This window comes from Pseudoalteromonas sp. BMB (assembly GCF_001709235.1).
GTDB classification, from domain to species: Bacteria; Pseudomonadota; Gammaproteobacteria; order Enterobacterales; family Alteromonadaceae; genus Pseudoalteromonas; species Pseudoalteromonas maricaloris.
Genome location: NZ_MBQA01000067.1, coordinates 204,977 through 221,368 on the forward strand (window position 1 = coordinate 204,977; position 16,392 = coordinate 221,368).

Sequence of the window (16,392 nt, forward strand, 5' to 3'; positions counted from 1 at the left end):
TATAATGTTACGCTCTCGCTGTGGACACAACACTGTTGTCTTCTCCAAAGCCGTTGGGCACATAATCATCTGCTTGATGATCATTGTCCCAGACTTCACCATCAATCAAATATCTGAAGTGGTAATCTTTGTCGGTTGGTAAACGGTGTTTGAGCTTAAACGCACTGTCTTTTTTGATGAATTTCATCGGCTCAGGTTGCCAATCATTAAAATCACCAGCAAGTTCCACCGTTTTCGCTTCTGGGTGTGAAAATGAAAATGTAATTTCTGCTTCGTCTTTTGTTTTGAAAAACCGTTTAGTGAGCATATAACCCCCGTTTACCTTTTGTGAGTCCTTATTTCACAGTGACGTACGCTAATACTGCAAACGACTGGTAACTGTGTACGATTTATGTCGAGCATATTGAGATTTAAGTGAAATTAAATTGCAAAATTAAATTTTAATTAGCTGGCAACTCACCGTTCGCTTTAAAAATCAACAGCCCTAAGTACAGCAAACAAATATTGAGTTTGTATGACAGTACAAATTTGGTGCAATTTTGCACCGCTTTGGCGCAATCTAAATCAGATAAGCAGTGATTTCAGTTTGCTATGAGTTCCTTGCAATCACTGAGCCAATCACATTAAGAGTCAACAAGAAAGCTAGTTAAGAATGGTTATCATGTAAAGTGAATTTAACTAATAATTGATCCCGCTCATATAAAGCAGTCTGCAAAGTGAAATTTTTAGTACTTTTGCACGATGAAGTTTGCAACTGAATGCTAAAGTGTGTAAAAAACTAGGTTAGCAACTATAATTTCAGATTACATTTTTTGCGATGAAGATCGCATCTGCATACAATTACTCCGTAATATGCAAGAGTCTGAATTACTAAGGAAAGCCTATTCATGCCAAACGCGATAAGACTAACAAGTACCCTACTTCTGGGCACATTATTTGTTGTCATATTGCTGCACCTGTCTTTTAAGGCCCATGTGCTTGAGCTGATCGCTACAACCCCGTCAAATGAACACCTTACTGTATCAATGATATCACCTTGGTATTCCCCACTACTGCACGGTTTGAACTTTGCAGCAAGCGGAAACCACACTTATGTTGCGGTAGAGTCAACACTCGGAATCCCCAGATATCTGGATGTAAGTACAGTTTGGTATGCCGTATTTACTTCTCCAATCACTCTCATTTCAATTGCAACTTTACTCGCGATTGTTGCGTATCTTTTTAAATCAGAGCGCCGCTACCGTAATCAAGATGAAGATATCAGCGAGGTGAATAAGGACGTTGGAGGAATATTGACGCGTTTAGAGGTCGACAGTGCGCCACTACATCATAAGTCTTCTCTAGCCAAGCTCAGCCATGCGATCCACGACTTGTCTAGCCATCTTACACGGGTAAAGCGCCATTCAGAGTCTCAAATTTTTCAAGACAAGCTCACAAAGCTTATAGATAGACATGCATATATTGACCATATTGAGGCAAAGTTAAAGCAAGCTGAGTTGGCGCAACAAAAATGTGGCCTGCTATTTATTGATTTGGACGGCTTTAAACAAGTTAATGATTCATTTGGCCACAGTTTTGGCGACGAAATTCTGATCCAAGTTGCCGCTCGGCTCTCAAAAGTAGTTCGCCAATATGGTTTAGAAGATCGCCACCCTATTCATGGCCTTGAACAAAACCTTTCAAGACTCGGCGGCGATGAATTTTCGCTATTTATTCCCAAATTAAACAATCCAAGTTTGTGCACAGAAATCGCCCAGTCCATTCTTAGTGATATAGAGCGTGATTTCTTGCTTGGCAATAAGCTTGTCAAAATTGGAGCAAGTATCGGTATCGCGGTATACCCAGATAGTGCAGCAACACCAAACTCATTACTGCAGATGGCTGATGTTGCCATGTATAGAGCAAAAACGGATGGTCGTGGGATTTTTAAAGTTTATTCCCCCGAAATGGGGTCGAAAATGCGACGTTATCACTACCTCTTAGAAGAGTTACGACTCGCTATCTCTGCGCAAAGCTTTTATCTGTCATTCCAACCAATAGTGCATGTTGAAGATTGTGCTATCGACTATTTTGAGGCGCTTATTCGTTGGAACCACCCGATAGAAGGGCAAATTCCACCAGCCGAATTTATTCCAATTGCAGAGGAGTCTAATTTGATTCTAGAGCTTGGTGATTGGATCCTACTTGAGTCGTGTAGGCAAATGTGTGCATGGCATAATGCAGGGATGAAAAAGGTAAAAATCTCGGTTAATGTTTCTGGAATACAATTAAAGCACAGAAAAGTCTTTGAATGGGTAAATGCTGCCCTAGAAAAAACCGGCTTACCAGCCACCGCTTTGATGTTGGAGATCACGGAGTCCACTCTTATCAAGGCCAGCAATGAAACGATTTCACAATTGCAACAATGCCGAGATGCAGGAATAAGTGTCGCAATAGACGACTTTGGCACAGGTTTTAGCTCACTAAGCACCCTCGCCGATTTACCGATAGATGTGATAAAAATCGATAAACTGTTTATCACTCAAGCCAATAGCAACCCTAAGTATCGTAAGATCCTCAATTCCATCAGCGAACTTGGACAACAGTTAGAATTAAAGATTGTTGCCGAGGGCGTTGAACAAACCGAACAATTTGAACTAGTTAAAAACTTAGGAATTAGCTGTGTACAGGGGTATTTAGTTAGCCGGCCTGAAAGCTCAAATAATGTGGGTAGCAAAGTGTTAAATGGCAATGTGAATCACATCGCAGCCACCGGCACCAGCATTTGGTTACCAGAGCAAGTTGGGTAGCTGACTTTATACACTCTACACTTGTTCGTATTAACGAAACCTTTCAGTTTGAATGCTGCTGCAAATCACTTTAAACAAAGCAGATACAATTCTAACGTTGAAACGGAGATCTTAAAGCATGGCAGAAATTGACTTTTCACAGCGGTTCATTCGAGAAATAGCTTCAGGATTAGGATTCGGTGGAGGTATTGCGGTAGGAACAGCTATCGTTGTATTTTTAGCCAAAAATGTTGCTAGCAATATCTTTAAAAGGGATATTGAAAAGTATAAATCGGGTTTAAAACTCAGGGAACTTGATTACAACAATAAAGTAGAAATCAAAAAACAACTAGAAGCTATCGTTAGAAAGTATTCTGGTAAAATTTTACTATCCGCTAGTGACCTACAAGATCGGCTGTGGCACGTTTGTCAAAGACAATCCAATTCAAAAAACCCCGTTCTTTTGGTAGATGATGATAGTCAACCTATGTATGGTGCTTGGCCTATGACAAAAAAACATTATCTATCATCTACTCTTTATATGTTTGCACGATATTTTTATTGGGTTGAGTCTCTCAAAACTGAATTTAGCTATTTAGATTTTGGGGATGATAGTAAAACCAATGAATTTAATTATTACTTGAAAAAAATAGAACGGGCTTTGGCTGATACAGACATTCAAAAGTACTTTTACAGCAGAGTTAAAGTTGACAGACCTATATTTCAATTCATGCAAACTGAAATTGGTGAGCATTTAGCCCAAGATAGCGCTGGGTGTATGTCCTATAAGCAGTTTTTATCGGTATACGATGAACTTATAAAATCCTCAGAAAGCTTTGATGCTTTAAAAGAACTTTTGATATTAAGCCAGTTGAAACAAAGCAATAATTTCACTTTAACTAGGTTGCGAGTTATATCGAACGCTCTATGTGAGCTCATATATTTTCTTAACAAAGAAAGGGCCCTTATTTCTCCAGATCAATTTGAGAAAGTAAAATTAACAAACTTCAAAGTCGAGCTTTATGAAAAGGACTGGCCTCACCTTCCCAGAGCTTGATTATCCAATATTCATTAAGATCAGGAGAACGCGTTATCGCTTAAATTTGGTTTCAAGGATAACCGACGAGTTGGTACGCTCAATCCCTTCTAAATTACCGATTTCATCTAGCAGATGACTCAACTGCTCCAAACTCTGTGCTTCAACAATAGCAATCAAGTCATATTCCCCACTAATGGCATAAAGCGCAGAAATATTTGGCAACTGCTGCAATGCTAAATTCGCCTTTGTCGTGAGTTTTTGTTTTACCTTAATAGAAACGTGTGCCGATACTAAATCGTCCATATACTGCTCCGCGAACTCTACGCGATAGCCTTTAATTACGCCATTTTGCTCTAATTTTGCGATACGATTTTGTACTGTGGTTCTGGAAAGGTCTAACTTACGTGCCAACTCAGAGATGCTCTCTCGTGCGTTATTACGCAACAGTGCAATGAGCTTTTCGTCTTGTGAACTAATCATTTTGCAATTTAATCCTGTTAATTTGACATAAATGATAGCAAATATGTGAATTATTGCACTGCAAATTATTACAAAAGCGCGTAATAATGAAGAAATAGCAAGTTGGCTGTGAGCAGAACAACAACTAATCAGCTTCTGCTCGACAGTAATACCGCACAATGATAACAATTTAGGAGAAAGCGTCATGCAAGCAAATCGCGAATTATTCGATGAAGTCATGGTTCCAAACTACAACCCGTCAGCCGTTATTCCTGTTAAAGGCCAAGGCTCTCGCGTATGGGATCAGACAGGTAAAGAGTTCATCGATTTTGCAGGCGGTATCGCCGTAAACTGTCTAGGCCATTGTCACCCTGCGCTCGTCTCTGCACTTAAAGAGCAAGGCGAAAAAATTTGGCACTTATCAAATGTGATGACCAACGAGCCGGCGCTTCGCCTTGCCAAAAAGTTAACTGATGCAACATTCGCAGAAAAAGTCTATTTCGCAAACTCAGGCGCTGAAGCAAACGAGGCGGCACTTAAACTTGCGCGTCGTTGGGCTCTGGATAAATTTGGTGCAGAGAAAACGCAAATTATCGCATTCAACAAAGGCTTCCATGGTCGTACTTTCTTCACGGTAACGGTTGGTGGTCAAGCAGCCTATTCTGATGGTTTTGGTCCAAAACCTGCTGATATCTCTCATATCGACTATAACGATTTAGCTGCATTTGAAAAAACAATCTCAGACAACACTTGCGCAGTCATGATGGAACCACTTCAAGGTGAAGGCGGGATCATTTCTCCAAATGCTGAGTTTGTCCAAGCTGTGCGCGAACTATGTGATAAACACAACGCGCTACTTATTTTTGATGAAGTACAAACGGGTGTTGGCCGAACTGGTGATCTATATGCTTATCAAGGATTGGGTGTAACACCTGATATCCTAACTAGCGCAAAAGCACTAGGCGGCGGTTTCCCGATTGGCGCGATGCTTACCACCACTGAAATTGCAGCTCACCTTAAAGTCGGCACCCATGGCTCAACTTATGGCGGTAATCCACTAGCCTGCGCGGTAGCGGAAGCTGCATTTGACACGGTAAATACAGAATCAGTATTAGCTGGCGTAAAAGCCAAAGAGCAAGTATTCAGAGATGGCCTAAATGCCATTAACGACAAATACAATGTATTTTCAGAAGTGCGCGGTAAAGGTCTTCTTCTTGGTGCAGTGCTCAATGATAAATTTGAAGGCCGTGCACGCGACTTCCTAGTAGCAAGTGCAGAGCACGGTTTAATGTCATTAGTTGCTGGTACTAACGTAGTTCGTTTTACGCCTTCCCTTGTGATCACTGATGAAGAGATCCAAGAAGGTCTAGCACGCTTTGAACAAGCGGTTGCTGCAGTAGTAAACGGCTAAGGAGCTGGGGACCTCGGTCTCCTCTTTCTCATGTTAGTATTAAGACCAATACAAAAAACTGACTTCGACGCGCTAAAAACCATTGCGGTTGAATCTGGCCATGGATTTACCTCACTGCCAGTAGATGACGAATTGTTGTCTAATAAAATTAACCGCTCAGTTGAAAGCTTTGCAAAGTCAGTGTCAAAACCATACGACGAAGGCTATTTATTCGTCCTTGAAGACACACAAACGGGCGAAATTATAGGCACCACTGCGATTGAAGCTGCGGTAGGTATGTCTGTGCCTTTATATCACTATCATCTTGGCAAAACAGTACATCACTCAAGAACTTTGGGTGTCTATAATACCGTTGATATTCTGTCGATGTGTAACGACTACACCGGAAGCTCTGAGATCTGCACGCTATTTTTACGTGAAGGTCATCGCCAAGGGTTAGCTGGTCGCTTTCTTTCAAGAAGCCGTTTCTTATTTATGGCAGAACATGCTGAGCGCTTTAGCGATACCGTTATTGCAGAAATGCGTGGTGTAAGTGACGAACATGGCCATTCGCCATTTTGGCAGTGGCTGCAAGAGCACTTTTTTAGCATTGAATTTCCGCAAGCAGATCACTTGGTCGGTCTCGGGGACAAAGTTTTTATTTGTGAACTTATGCCCAAGTATCCCATCTATGCAAACCTACTAAGTCCAGAAGCACAAGCTGTGATAGGTAAAGTGCACGAGAAAACCAAGCCTGCTTTGCGTTTACTGCAAAAAGAAGGGTTTGAACACCGTGGCTATGTTGACTTGTTCGACGCAGGTCCAACGGTAGAAGCCAAACTAGACAACATTAGAACGGTTAGAGAGTCGTTTAAAGGTGAGGTTGAAATAGTCGCTTCACTACCTGACAAGCTCCCTAGTCTTGCTATTTCAAATGGTCGATTAGACGCGTTTAAAGCCACGTTTACCGATCAGGCTTATCTGTGCGAAGCAGAAGAAAAAATTCAGCTGACCGCAGAGGTAGCCAATGCGCTTGATGTCACTCAAGGTGAACTGATAAACGCATTTAAACTATAGATTTCAATGTCGTGCTGATACCAATTGGTATAAAGTTTAACAAGCTGTCACCAAGACAAAAAATTAGGAAACCATTATGCACAACAACGTAGATACACTATTTGAACACCTGTGGGACAACTACCTAGAAGTAACACCTTCAGCAGTTAAAGTTCATGAACTTCTCGGCTCAACGCAAAAAGACGACGTGATCAATGACCACATCGCATTGCGTACTTTTAATATTGAAAAAGTAGGTCTAGAAAAGCTCGCTGCACATTTTAAAGCAGTAGGTTACACTGAATGTGGCGAATACCACTTTGAAGCGAAAAAGCTATATGCCAAGCACTATGAACACCAAGATCCAACGAAACCAAAGGTGTTTATCTCTGAGCTGCTCGTTGAAAAATGTTCAGAAGAACTACAAGCTATCGTTAAAGACATGGTTGAACAAATCGACGAGTCTGCAGTAACAGCTGAAAACTTTCTGTATTCTGGCACCCACTGGCGCGTTTCTCACGAGACATACAAAAAACTACTGGCTGAGAGCGAGTATGCCGCATGGATGTCTGCATGGGGCTACCGTGCAAACCATTTCACGGTAAGCATCAACTACCTGAAGAACTTCACCACAATTGAAGCTGTAAACCAAGCGCTCAAAGACAACGGTTTTGAACTAAACACCTCTGGTGGCGAGATCAAAGGCTCTCCAGAAGTGTTACTAGAACAATCTTCAACGCTTGCTGATCACCAAAACGTACAATTTAATGACGGTGAATTTAGCATTCCAAGCTGCTTCTATGAGTTTGCTCTGCGTTATGCCAAGCCTGGCGGCGAGATCTATACCGGTTTTGTTGCAGCTTCTGCTGACAAAATATTTGAAAGTACTAACGCAAGATAATCGCGTTTAAAATCAGTGCTTGCCTAAGCACTCTGCCCAAATTGTAAAGCAGCCTTTATGGCTGCTTTTTTAGTTCATATTAGCCACAACTCCAATCAAACTCGCGGTTTACCAAATCAAGCATACCTATCCCTCCGCCAAAGTTATGCCCACCTAAGATCTCTTCGAATTCGATGTAGTAAGGTGTAAGAAAATCAGGGATCCCTTGACCGTTTAAACTCGTCCCGCCTAAATGGTTTGGCAAAACACTCTCTAACCACTCAGGGTCGCCTTCATACGGGTCAATATAACCTGTATCTTCATATTCGCTGGGCGTCTTACCCGCATTAGGATCACTAGGGTTGGCAACAAGCGCAATTGCACGGTTAAAACTCACTGTTTCTGGGGGAATTCCACCAAGCTCGCGATATATTTGGTACTCTTCAGCTGGCAAACTGAGGTACTGGGAATAGTTCATTTTCCAAAAGCAACTCGCCCCACCCTCGACTAGCCATTCAGGGACGCAAACATCATCTTCAAAATGTCGTTCAATAATAGTTGGCGGTGAACAGAGCTCGCCATAAAACTCAGCTTCACTAAGCAGGAACGTTGCGTAATAACAATCTAGCGTATCCACTGCAAACTTACAGCTAGGATGAACCGTTTGCATCGCCTGCCAAAAGGGTTTGAATAGCGGTTCATCTGGCGACTGCTCAGCAAATAACGCCTCTTCTAATCCTTCAATATATTCGGGCCCCCCATCATTGTGATCAACCGCGATTGCAAAAAAGCTAACCGCATACGCATTCTCATCAGTGCGATAGCCCTCTGGCAATCTTAGTGTAAAGCTGTGTTTTAGCGGGTAGCCGGTATGTGGGTCAAGCGGCCATTGATTGGCTTTAATTCCGGGGGGCAAACCAAATACCCAACCATCAAAGCGCGCTTTATCATCAATGGATTGTTTCAATATCTCGATATTATAAGCATTCATTACTATCTCCTTATTAAATAACGTTGCTTTCTCGTAAGTTAGGGCCTGTTTATCTTGCAAGTTTGTTTTTGCAGCAGCAAAGAACAACAGACCCTAGTATAAAAGTATTAAACCCACAATTGAAATAGGTACTTAGACTTTTACAGTGTTTGAGACACTTAAAACTATCGTTTATATTCATTACCTGTAGGTGAAAAATCAGTAGGATTAGACAAGGATAATAGTTATGAATTATTTTGGAACGTTTGGTTCAACGGAAGAAGAGGCGCTTAACCTTCTCATGCCTGTTGTCGACAATGCTTTGAAAGCGCATGAGAGAGGAAACTATCAAGCATATTTATCTGTAATAACCGCCGACTTAGCCAAAAAGGTTTCTGAGGAGGGATTTTTACGGGCATACCATGAAATCGCGCCGCAGCTTGGCCGCTTAAAATCCAAAACCTTGTTAGCGTCTCTTCGAAGAGGTCAGGATCCAATGCTGATATTTGCAGCGAAATACGAGAACACGCAAGACGATATCATAATCAATATCACATTTAAAAACGCGACTACCCCGCCTTTAATTGCATGGATCTGGATTGAATAGTCCTTTGGTTCAAAGGCTTAGATTAAAACTTATAGGAGGACCGTTTCCGGTTTGCTTCACACTTGTGTAATAACATGTATAACCCTTAACAGCCGGTTATTAGGACGAGTAAGTGAAAACAGTGACAGGAAATGGTAATCCCTCAACAAAACTAGACTGTATCAGTCACCTAAAGCAATAATTTTGGCAGTAGACACCGCGGATATTTTCACTCCAAAACTGGAGATATTTGGCAGTGTGGCATTATGATGTATTCTTATTTGTTCACCTGACATGTGCTTTTTGCAATGCGTGGTATGGGCATCCGCCACTAATGTAACTGCATAACCCAAACCCGCGGCTCGCCGACTCGTTGTATCAACACAAAATTCTGTAGCATAACCGCAAACATAAATATGTTGAGCTCCATGTTCTTCAAGTATGTTAGACAGATTTGTGTTTAAAAATGAGTCTGGGGTAGTTTTACGCACGAACTGATCATTGGCGTCAACTTGAAGTACTGATTGTAATTGCCAACCTTCACTACCATACTCAATCGCAGTACCGTTTTGCTCATGTTGAATATAGATCACTGGCATGCCTTGCTTTCGAGCCCAATCTGTCACTAAGTTAATTTGGCTTAACACCTCTTCACTTGCATACGGTTTGGGCTCTGGGTCGAATAAAAGACTCTGTACATCAATTACCAATACTGCAGATTTCATAGCATACTCTTTTTGGGCATAATCTTGCTTATAAATTCAAAAGCCGCCAACATCTTGAACAGCATTCATTCTTTCAAGGGTTTTAGTGCCCAAGCAATATAAGTCACAAGCGTTATATTGTCATTTTAATATTTATACATTGGTCTTACTGCCACATTAGCTATGTCTCAATACAGCTAAACAAGTTATGATAAATATGTATGCAAAGACCTTGTGGATAGCACACTTATGGACAAGATTGATCATCAGATATTAACCCCTTTAGCGACATTACTATGCTTGGTCATAAGCGGGTGTGACGACCTTGGCCAACAAATAGACGCGCTTACTGGCGAGCAAGACAAACAAGTGCAAGCACTGATTGAGCGCACTAAAGCCCAAATGGTGTTTGTCGAAGGCGGCAGCTTTATGATGGGCGATGGCGGTGGTCCAAATAACTTGCCTTGGACCATAGCCCGTGACAATAAACCCGCTCATAAGGTGACCCTTACCAGCTATTCGATGGGCGCTTATGAGGTAAGCTATGCCGATTTTGATTTATATACCGCAGTAAACGTTCTCCCCAAAACCATGTGGACAAAATGGGATAAAGATGAAATTTGGCGTGCCCCTGAATTCCCTGCGGGGGTGAGTTGGTATGACGCAAAAAACTATTGTTTATGGCTCGCTGAGTTAACCCAGCTCCCCTTTGATCTACCCACTGAGGCACAATGGGAGTTTGCAGCGCGAAACCGTGGCGAGAATACTCTCTTTGCCACAGATAACGGGCGGATAGAAGAAGGTCGGAATTATGTTTTGAGTTCTGATGATGCAGAGCCTTCTGGCACATATCCCCCTAATCCCTTGGGGTTTTATGATTTAAGTGGCAATATGATCGAATGGGTCAATGACTGGTGGGCTGAGGATTACTATCAACACTCACCAGAACTGGATCCTAAAGGGCCAAAAGAAGGCACAAAAAAGGTTATGCGAGGAGGAAGATTTTTAGAGTCTCCTCGCGGTAGTAATGTATATACACGGCAAGAGTCAGATGAGCTTGATGAAGCGTATCGTGCTAAAGGTTTTCGTTGTGCTCTAAATCAAGCGAAGCCAATTCCTGTTCAATCAATTAACTAGCTCATTGCCATCGCATTTATCACCGTAAAAGTCAGCGTTTATTCAAACTACTAACTTTATGCTGTAGCAATTTTGATTTCGCCTGTACGCTTGGTGTGCTTGAGCTGCACTAAGGATAAATAAGTAACATACGGAAAGTCACCATATGGAAAATAAACGGATACATTCACTCCTCTACTTTGCCAACATTAACCGGCCCAATATTCTCGCCAATAAATATTCTACCGCTCCAAGTCTCGCAGTACTGTGTGTGGTAATAACAGGGTGCGACGACCTTGGCCAACAAATAGACGCGCTTACTGGCGAGCAAGACAAACAAGTGCAAACACTAATTGAGCGCACTAAAGCCCAAATGGTGTTTGTTGAAGGCGGCAGCTTTATGATGGGCGATGGTGGAGGTCCTAATAACTTGCCTTGGACCATAGCCCGCGATAATAAACCCGCTCATAAGGTGACCCTTACCAGCTATTCGATGGGCGCTTATGAGGTAAGCTATGGCGATTTTGATTTATATACCGCAGTAAACGACCTACCAAAAACCATGTGGGAGGATTGGGGTAAAGGGGAAGTTTGGCGCGCACCTGAATTCCCTGCGGGAGTGAGTTGGTATGGTGCTAAGAACTATTGTTTATGGCTGGCAAAACTCACACAACTCCCAATTGATTTACCAACCGAAGCACAATGGGAATTTGCAGCACGAAACCGTGGCGAGAATATTCTTTTTGCCACAAATAACGGGCGGATAGAAGAAGGCCGGAATTATGAACTAAATACTGATTATGCGGAGCCTTCTGGCACATACCCCGCTAACCCATTAGGATTTTATGATTTAAGCGGCAATATGATTGAGTGGGTCAATGACTGGTGGGCTGAAGATTATTATCAACACTCCCCAGAATTAGATCCCAAAGGACCTAAATCAGGAACTAAAAAAGTAAGGCGTGGCGGGATGTTCTTGGAATCTCCTCGCGGTAGTAATGTATATACCCGCCAAGAATCTGAAAAATTGGAAAAAGCGTACAGAGTTACTGGTTTTCGTTGTGCTCTAAATCAATCTAATCCCCTAGTTGTGCAGTCAAAGTAACAGCTTTGGCTGCACAGCATCTATTACACCATTGCAACAAATGGATTTGTATTGAGCATAGCTACTGCAACAGAACCGGAACGTGCTCGACTTGGTAGTTTACGTCTCCATGCATCAAACTCACGCTGCTGAGCACCTTCTAAAATACTATTAAGCTGAGATAAGCCCTCTTCTCGGCTACATTTTGCGCCGCCCTCTCCCATATGCTGCAACACTTCGTCTAATTCCTCTGTGCAAAGAATATGCTTGAGTATGATAATAATCGCATTTTCGCGCTGCTCATTTAAGCCAGACCAACTATAGGTACCCGAGTCAATTAAACTCGCTAAATTTGGATTAGCGAGTAAATTTAACATTGCTCCTTTACCCTCAGGTACGGTGAATTTGAGCATTTCTGGTTTCAGCCGTACCCTACCCATAATTTCCTTTGCTTGTTCATGAATAAACACTTTTGTCTGCCACCACTCATCTATATCCTCAGCAGAACCGCCAATAAACTCCATAATATCTTTACCTGTCGCAATATGCATCGCCACAGCTTTGTAGAGCACTTTAAAAGCATCTTCTTGGATAAATGCTAGGTAATCATAATCATTATTTTTAAGCTGGTGATAAACAAATTGGGCAAGCGTGACAATTTCATCTACACCTATCTCACAGACCAACTCTCCGCCAGCGCCTACGCCCCAGATAAGTCCCAATTTCGCACGAAGCATAAACCTTCCGTCTTCATAACCAATATAACATCCGGCATGTGCACCGGCGCCAAATGCGCCTTCTGCCTTTCCACCTAGTTTAGCTAAATCACAAAAACTAGATTTACCAGATTTTTCTGGGTTATCCCATTGCAAAGCACCTGTTAACTCACAGCCTGCGGATACCCCAGCGAATGCACTGAGCTCGCCTTTTACAGGTTCAAACTTGCGATCGGCACGGCTAAGTGCTTTTACTTGTTCAGGGGTTAATCCCTCAAGCATCATTTTACCTTGCTTTACTGTACAGCCTACATTTGCCGCCGCTTGTAATTTAGCGCCTGCATAGCCAAAAAGGGCAATGGTCGCATTTAATCGGATCGCGCCTAAGTTTATCTCACGCTCTTTGGTCGTATTTTTAAGTGGCATCATAAACTTAAATTCATACCCATTTTTATTAGGGTAGTAACCACTCATTGCAGCTTTTGCTTCACCAACTGCAAAATCGACTTTGGCATCAGCTTGAAATGAAAAGACACCATCCTTTGGGCTAAAGTTTGCAGCAATGCCTGCACCATGGGTGTAGCGCATTAATCGTGCCTCTGCACTGGCATCAAAATAGTCGCTTTTTTCAAACCTTTTTATCTTTAGATCTTCATTTAGCTCCCTAGCCCATTCGCCCCATATGGTTGTATACGTGTCGACAAGCTTCTTATCATACTTAAAATTGACCTTTAGCTTGCTCAAATCATTTTTAAGCGCTTTGTTCAGTTTGTTACGGTCTAAGTTGCCATTCGCATCGCTAAAACGACGACCGTTTCGAATGTCCGTATCAATTTTATAGCGTCTAAAGTGGTTGGCCATTTTATCACTACGCACATAGGTATATTTTCGGCCTTTAAAGCCAATGACTTCGGTAATTTTATTAGCAGTAGGGCCTGAAACAAGTGGTTTTAGGGTCTCGTTTAACGCCTTTTTTGCGTCAATTACTTTATCATCTTGTTTCGAGAGGCCTTGTTGTCCAGCCAGCGCTTGCTTTAGCTGCTCCATGGGAGGGTTAAGTACTTCCATTTCTTGCTCTAAAATATCGGCAAGTGACTGGGTGACTGCTATAAAGCTGTTATCTTCTGGAATATATATAAAATCAATAATTTTCAGTTGGTCTTCGGACTCTTCAACCGAAAAACTCACGGAGTGCGTCGCACCTCCGGCTTCAGCGGTTAATGTGTATTCCCCCGCCACAAGCGGTAGCGCCAACTCCCAATCATAACCTCTGTCTGGTATGTAGTTGCCATTCACTTGCTCCAATATGGCTGATTTTGAACCCGACGTTGGCCCTTTCCAGATTAGGTTAACGCTGTTGCCATTATAGAATTGTCCTTTAACTAGTACGTCAAAGCCGGTATTCACCCTGACTTTATCACCCGCTTTGGGAGGATTTTTTATAGTAAACTGAGGATGGTTGAAGCCATATATACGGCTTTCATTTGGTGTGCCAGTATACTGCTCGACAACACTCGCGGCAGTTTCTCCCGGTCCTAATACATGATTTGCAAAACGTCTTTTAGTGGCTTGGTTTTGCTCTAGTTTTACGATTTGCTTTGGATTAGGTTGACCAATAATGACAGATGGCGCAATAGTATCTATGGGTTGTGCTGTACTTTCTAGCTTAGTGGGTGTTTTTTGAATGCCAGCGTTACTCTTACCCATTGACGGGCGCGTTGTACCTGCTCCTTGGCTACTATTGAAGCCCACACCATCATTTTTTGAGTAATCGCTTGTAGCAGCATATTTAGCTGCGGCACCTAAATGTGCACCGTTTTGGCTTAACTCTCCCGCCCCACCCGAGAAGCCTTTACTGCCACCAGAACCGAACTGACCTTCCACTTTAGCCTCAAGCGCTGACTTTTTAATAAACGCAAAGATCTCCTTTATATTGCCTTGAGAAACCGTTTTGAGACGTTGTGCTTGGTTATTTGAAATAACAAGTAGTTGTCTATCGTCATGGTGATGAAGTCCACCATGCCAGTAACGAGCTTCTTTTGGGTCAATACGAATATAGTCAGTGTGATGGGGGTTAAGTGCTTTAAGAATGATGTTGGGCACTTTAGCCATCGGCAACCTAGTTGGCTGTGCCGAATTTTTTACGTCTGAATCTGACTGAAAAAGTGAATCATCGAATGTACCTTGCTGTGCGTTTTGCACAAGCGCAGGCCACTTGTCAAAAGGCTTCATGCCAATCCTTCCTTGTTTATTCCGGTTGTTCCTCATCAATGCAATTTGCTACTCATCAATGAGCGCGAGATAGTATTCGGGGGTAGATTTTATACTGATGGAGTCAGTTATTCAATCAAGGAAAATTTTGCTATTTAACCTGAGGTTTGGATAAGAAATGAACTAACTCATTGTTTTTAAAATAATATTAAATTATTTCCTTGTCTAGCCAGAGAGTTTTAGGGGTAATTAGGCGAATTTACGCACCAATAGCTTGCTATTGGAAGTGAATTCAACGCAGTTAGCGCTAAAACTGGCTGCTAGAAAGGCATTAATTATCCGAAGCTCAGGTTATTTACCTGTTCTAAATGATGAGAAATTTTTAACGCCGTTAGCGCCTGATTAGCTCCCTCAAATTAAGGAAGTGTAAGACAAAATGGTATGACATATCATTGTCAAAAAGTCCCTGTAGAGTTTACTCTAGGTTACTCTAACACGCTCAAAAGTTAGTTGGTGCGATAATATTTTCGCGTTGAAAAGCAACAGGGCCAATTTAACCAAAGGCGATTAAAGGAGTTAGCATGACCAGTTATGTATCAGAAATAAAGGCGCTAAATCGCGGGCTAAGTGTTAAGCCTCCCATGACACATCCTGCTATTGATTCAAAAAAACACTACAAAAGCGAGTTAAAGTACTGGCAAACCCAATTATTACATGTGCAACAAGCCTATTTTCATCAAGGAAAGCGCGCTATTTTAGTGTTTGAAGGCTGGGATGCGGCTGGTAAAGGAGGCGCGATTCGCCGCATGACGGAAAAACTCGATCCGCGGGGCGTTAAGGTCTACCCAATCGCACAACCAACACCGGAGGAACAAGGCCGGCATTACCTATACCGCTTTCAAACTAAGCTACCACCTCGGGGCACTATGACTATTTTTGACCGTTCATACTACGGCCGAGTGTTGGTAGAACGGGTTGAAGCATTTGCTAGTGAGCAAGAGTGGCGTCGTGCCTATCAAGAAATCAATGAATTTGAGCGTTTGCTGACAGATGATAATGTCCGCATTGTTAAGATATTTTTACACATTAGCGAAAACGAACAACTCAAACGCTTTACAGAGCGTTTAAATAATCCGTATAAGCGCTGGAAACTAACGGAAGAAGATATTCGTAACCGCCAAAAGCGACACGATTATGAGCAAGCAATTGATGATATGTTTGCTAAAACCGATACCAATTTAGCGGATTGGCATTTGATCCTCGCGGAGCATAAATGGTATGCCCGCGTACAAGTGATGAAAACCATTGTCGAAGCGTTAAGCAAGGGGGTTGATATTAGTCCCCCACCTATCGATAAAGCCGTTGTAAAACTGGCAAAATCTCAATTGGGTATTGTTCAAAGGGAGGACTAAT

General features: G+C 42.2%; 14 protein-coding genes. 9 read left to right on the top strand and 5 right to left on the bottom strand.

Features of this window, described 5'->3' with window-relative positions; translation table 11 throughout:
- Window positions 1-7: 7 nt before the first annotated feature.
- Window positions 8-307, bottom strand: a complete 300-nt coding sequence (locus tag BB427_RS05870; protein WP_010372991.1) for an isoamylase early set domain-containing protein — start codon at window positions 305-307, stop codon at window positions 8-10.
- Window positions 308-887: 580 nt separating this feature from the next.
- On the opposite strand from BB427_RS05870, the gene BB427_RS05875 reads away from it, so the two are divergent.
- Entirely contained in the window at window positions 888-2,789 is a 1,902-nt protein-coding gene (locus BB427_RS05875) for a putative bifunctional diguanylate cyclase/phosphodiesterase (RefSeq protein WP_069019261.1), read from the top strand.
- A gap of 118 nt (window positions 2,790-2,907) precedes the next feature.
- A complete protein-coding gene (locus tag BB427_RS05880; RefSeq protein ID WP_069019262.1) occupies window positions 2,908-3,825 on the top strand; it encodes a hypothetical protein in 918 nt (305 codons plus the stop codon).
- Window positions 3,826-3,858: 33 nt separating this feature from the next.
- Here BB427_RS05880 and BB427_RS05885 read toward each other — a convergent pair whose 3' ends face one another.
- Window positions 3,859-4,287: an Lrp/AsnC family transcriptional regulator gene (locus tag BB427_RS05885; protein ID WP_069019263.1), complete on the bottom strand. Its 429-nt coding sequence runs from the start codon at window positions 4,285-4,287 to the stop codon at window positions 3,859-3,861.
- Between the two features lie 184 nt (window positions 4,288-4,471).
- Here BB427_RS05885 and BB427_RS05890 point away from each other — a divergent pair, with 184 nt between their 5' ends.
- From BB427_RS05890 to BB427_RS05900, 3 genes are all read left to right on the top strand, one after another.
- Complete coding sequence (locus tag BB427_RS05890) at window positions 4,472-5,677, top strand: aspartate aminotransferase family protein (protein WP_069019264.1); 1,206 nt, start codon at window positions 4,472-4,474, stop codon at window positions 5,675-5,677.
- Window positions 5,678-5,707: 30 nt separating this feature from the next.
- Window positions 5,708-6,733 (top strand): arginine N-succinyltransferase, encoded by a 1,026-nt coding sequence (astA, locus tag BB427_RS05895; RefSeq protein ID WP_010372999.1) that lies wholly within the window; start codon window positions 5,708-5,710, stop codon window positions 6,731-6,733.
- Between the two features lie 76 nt (window positions 6,734-6,809).
- Window positions 6,810-7,613 (top strand): DUF1338 domain-containing protein, encoded by an 804-nt coding sequence (locus tag BB427_RS05900; RefSeq protein WP_069019265.1) that lies wholly within the window; start codon window positions 6,810-6,812, stop codon window positions 7,611-7,613.
- Between the two features lie 79 nt (window positions 7,614-7,692).
- On the opposite strand, the gene BB427_RS05905 is transcribed toward BB427_RS05900, so the two are convergent.
- A complete protein-coding gene (locus tag BB427_RS05905; RefSeq protein WP_069019266.1) occupies window positions 7,693-8,583 on the bottom strand; it encodes a hypothetical protein in 891 nt (296 codons plus the stop codon).
- 226 nt (window positions 8,584-8,809) lie between these two features.
- Here BB427_RS05905 and BB427_RS05910 point away from each other — a divergent pair, with 226 nt between their 5' ends.
- Window positions 8,810-9,169: a hypothetical protein gene (locus tag BB427_RS05910; RefSeq protein ID WP_069019267.1), complete on the top strand. Its 360-nt coding sequence runs from the start codon at window positions 8,810-8,812 to the stop codon at window positions 9,167-9,169.
- Window positions 9,170-9,330: 161 nt separating this feature from the next.
- On the opposite strand, the gene BB427_RS05915 is transcribed toward BB427_RS05910, so the two are convergent.
- Window positions 9,331-9,873, bottom strand: a complete 543-nt coding sequence (locus BB427_RS05915; protein ID WP_045989308.1) for a cysteine hydrolase family protein — start codon at window positions 9,871-9,873, stop codon at window positions 9,331-9,333.
- Window positions 9,874-10,101: 228 nt separating this feature from the next.
- Between BB427_RS05915 and BB427_RS05920 the strand changes: the two genes are divergently transcribed.
- Together BB427_RS05920 and BB427_RS05925 are read left to right on the top strand one after the other, a co-directional pair.
- Window positions 10,102-10,989 carry a formylglycine-generating enzyme family protein gene (locus BB427_RS05920; RefSeq protein ID WP_069019268.1) on the top strand — a complete coding sequence of 296 codons (888 nt, stop codon included), beginning with the start codon at window positions 10,102-10,104 and terminating at the stop codon, window positions 10,987-10,989.
- A gap of 145 nt (window positions 10,990-11,134) precedes the next feature.
- Window positions 11,135-12,073, top strand: a complete 939-nt coding sequence (locus BB427_RS05925) for a formylglycine-generating enzyme family protein (protein WP_069019269.1) — start codon at window positions 11,135-11,137, stop codon at window positions 12,071-12,073.
- Between the two features lie 23 nt (window positions 12,074-12,096).
- Here the strand turns inward: BB427_RS05925 and BB427_RS05930 are convergent, their stop codons facing one another.
- A complete protein-coding gene (locus BB427_RS05930; RefSeq protein WP_069019270.1) occupies window positions 12,097-15,000 on the bottom strand; it encodes a hypothetical protein in 2,904 nt (967 codons plus the stop codon).
- 560 nt (window positions 15,001-15,560) lie between these two features.
- Here BB427_RS05930 and BB427_RS05935 point away from each other — a divergent pair.
- On the top strand, window positions 15,561-16,391 hold the full coding sequence (locus BB427_RS05935; protein ID WP_069019271.1) for a polyphosphate kinase 2 family protein: 831 nt from the start codon (window positions 15,561-15,563) through the stop codon (window positions 16,389-16,391).
- Window position 16,392: the final 1 nt, after the last annotated feature.

Coding starts and splice junctions, on each gene's coding strand:
- BB427_RS05870 (WP_010372991.1), bottom strand. CDS start 307: ATGCTCACTAAACGGTTTTTCAAAACAAAAGACGAAGCAGAAATTACA.
- BB427_RS05875 (WP_069019261.1), top strand. CDS start 888: ATGCCAAACGCGATAAGACTAACAAGTACCCTACTTCTGGGCACATTA.
- BB427_RS05880 (WP_069019262.1), top strand. CDS start 2,908: ATGGCAGAAATTGACTTTTCACAGCGGTTCATTCGAGAAATAGCTTCA.
- BB427_RS05885 (WP_069019263.1), bottom strand. CDS start 4,287: ATGATTAGTTCACAAGACGAAAAGCTCATTGCACTGTTGCGTAATAAC.
- BB427_RS05890 (WP_069019264.1), top strand. CDS start 4,472: ATGCAAGCAAATCGCGAATTATTCGATGAAGTCATGGTTCCAAACTAC.
- astA (WP_010372999.1), top strand. CDS start 5,708: ATGTTAGTATTAAGACCAATACAAAAAACTGACTTCGACGCGCTAAAA.
- BB427_RS05900 (WP_069019265.1), top strand. CDS start 6,810: ATGCACAACAACGTAGATACACTATTTGAACACCTGTGGGACAACTAC.
- BB427_RS05905 (WP_069019266.1), bottom strand. CDS start 8,583: ATGAATGCTTATAATATCGAGATATTGAAACAATCCATTGATGATAAA.
- BB427_RS05910 (WP_069019267.1), top strand. CDS start 8,810: ATGAATTATTTTGGAACGTTTGGTTCAACGGAAGAAGAGGCGCTTAAC.
- BB427_RS05915 (WP_045989308.1), bottom strand. CDS start 9,873: ATGAAATCTGCAGTATTGGTAATTGATGTACAGAGTCTTTTATTCGAC.
- BB427_RS05920 (WP_069019268.1), top strand. CDS start 10,102: ATGGACAAGATTGATCATCAGATATTAACCCCTTTAGCGACATTACTA.
- BB427_RS05925 (WP_069019269.1), top strand. CDS start 11,135: ATGGAAAATAAACGGATACATTCACTCCTCTACTTTGCCAACATTAAC.
- BB427_RS05930 (WP_069019270.1), bottom strand. CDS start 15,000: ATGAAGCCTTTTGACAAGTGGCCTGCGCTTGTGCAAAACGCACAGCAA.
- BB427_RS05935 (WP_069019271.1), top strand. CDS start 15,561: ATGACCAGTTATGTATCAGAAATAAAGGCGCTAAATCGCGGGCTAAGT.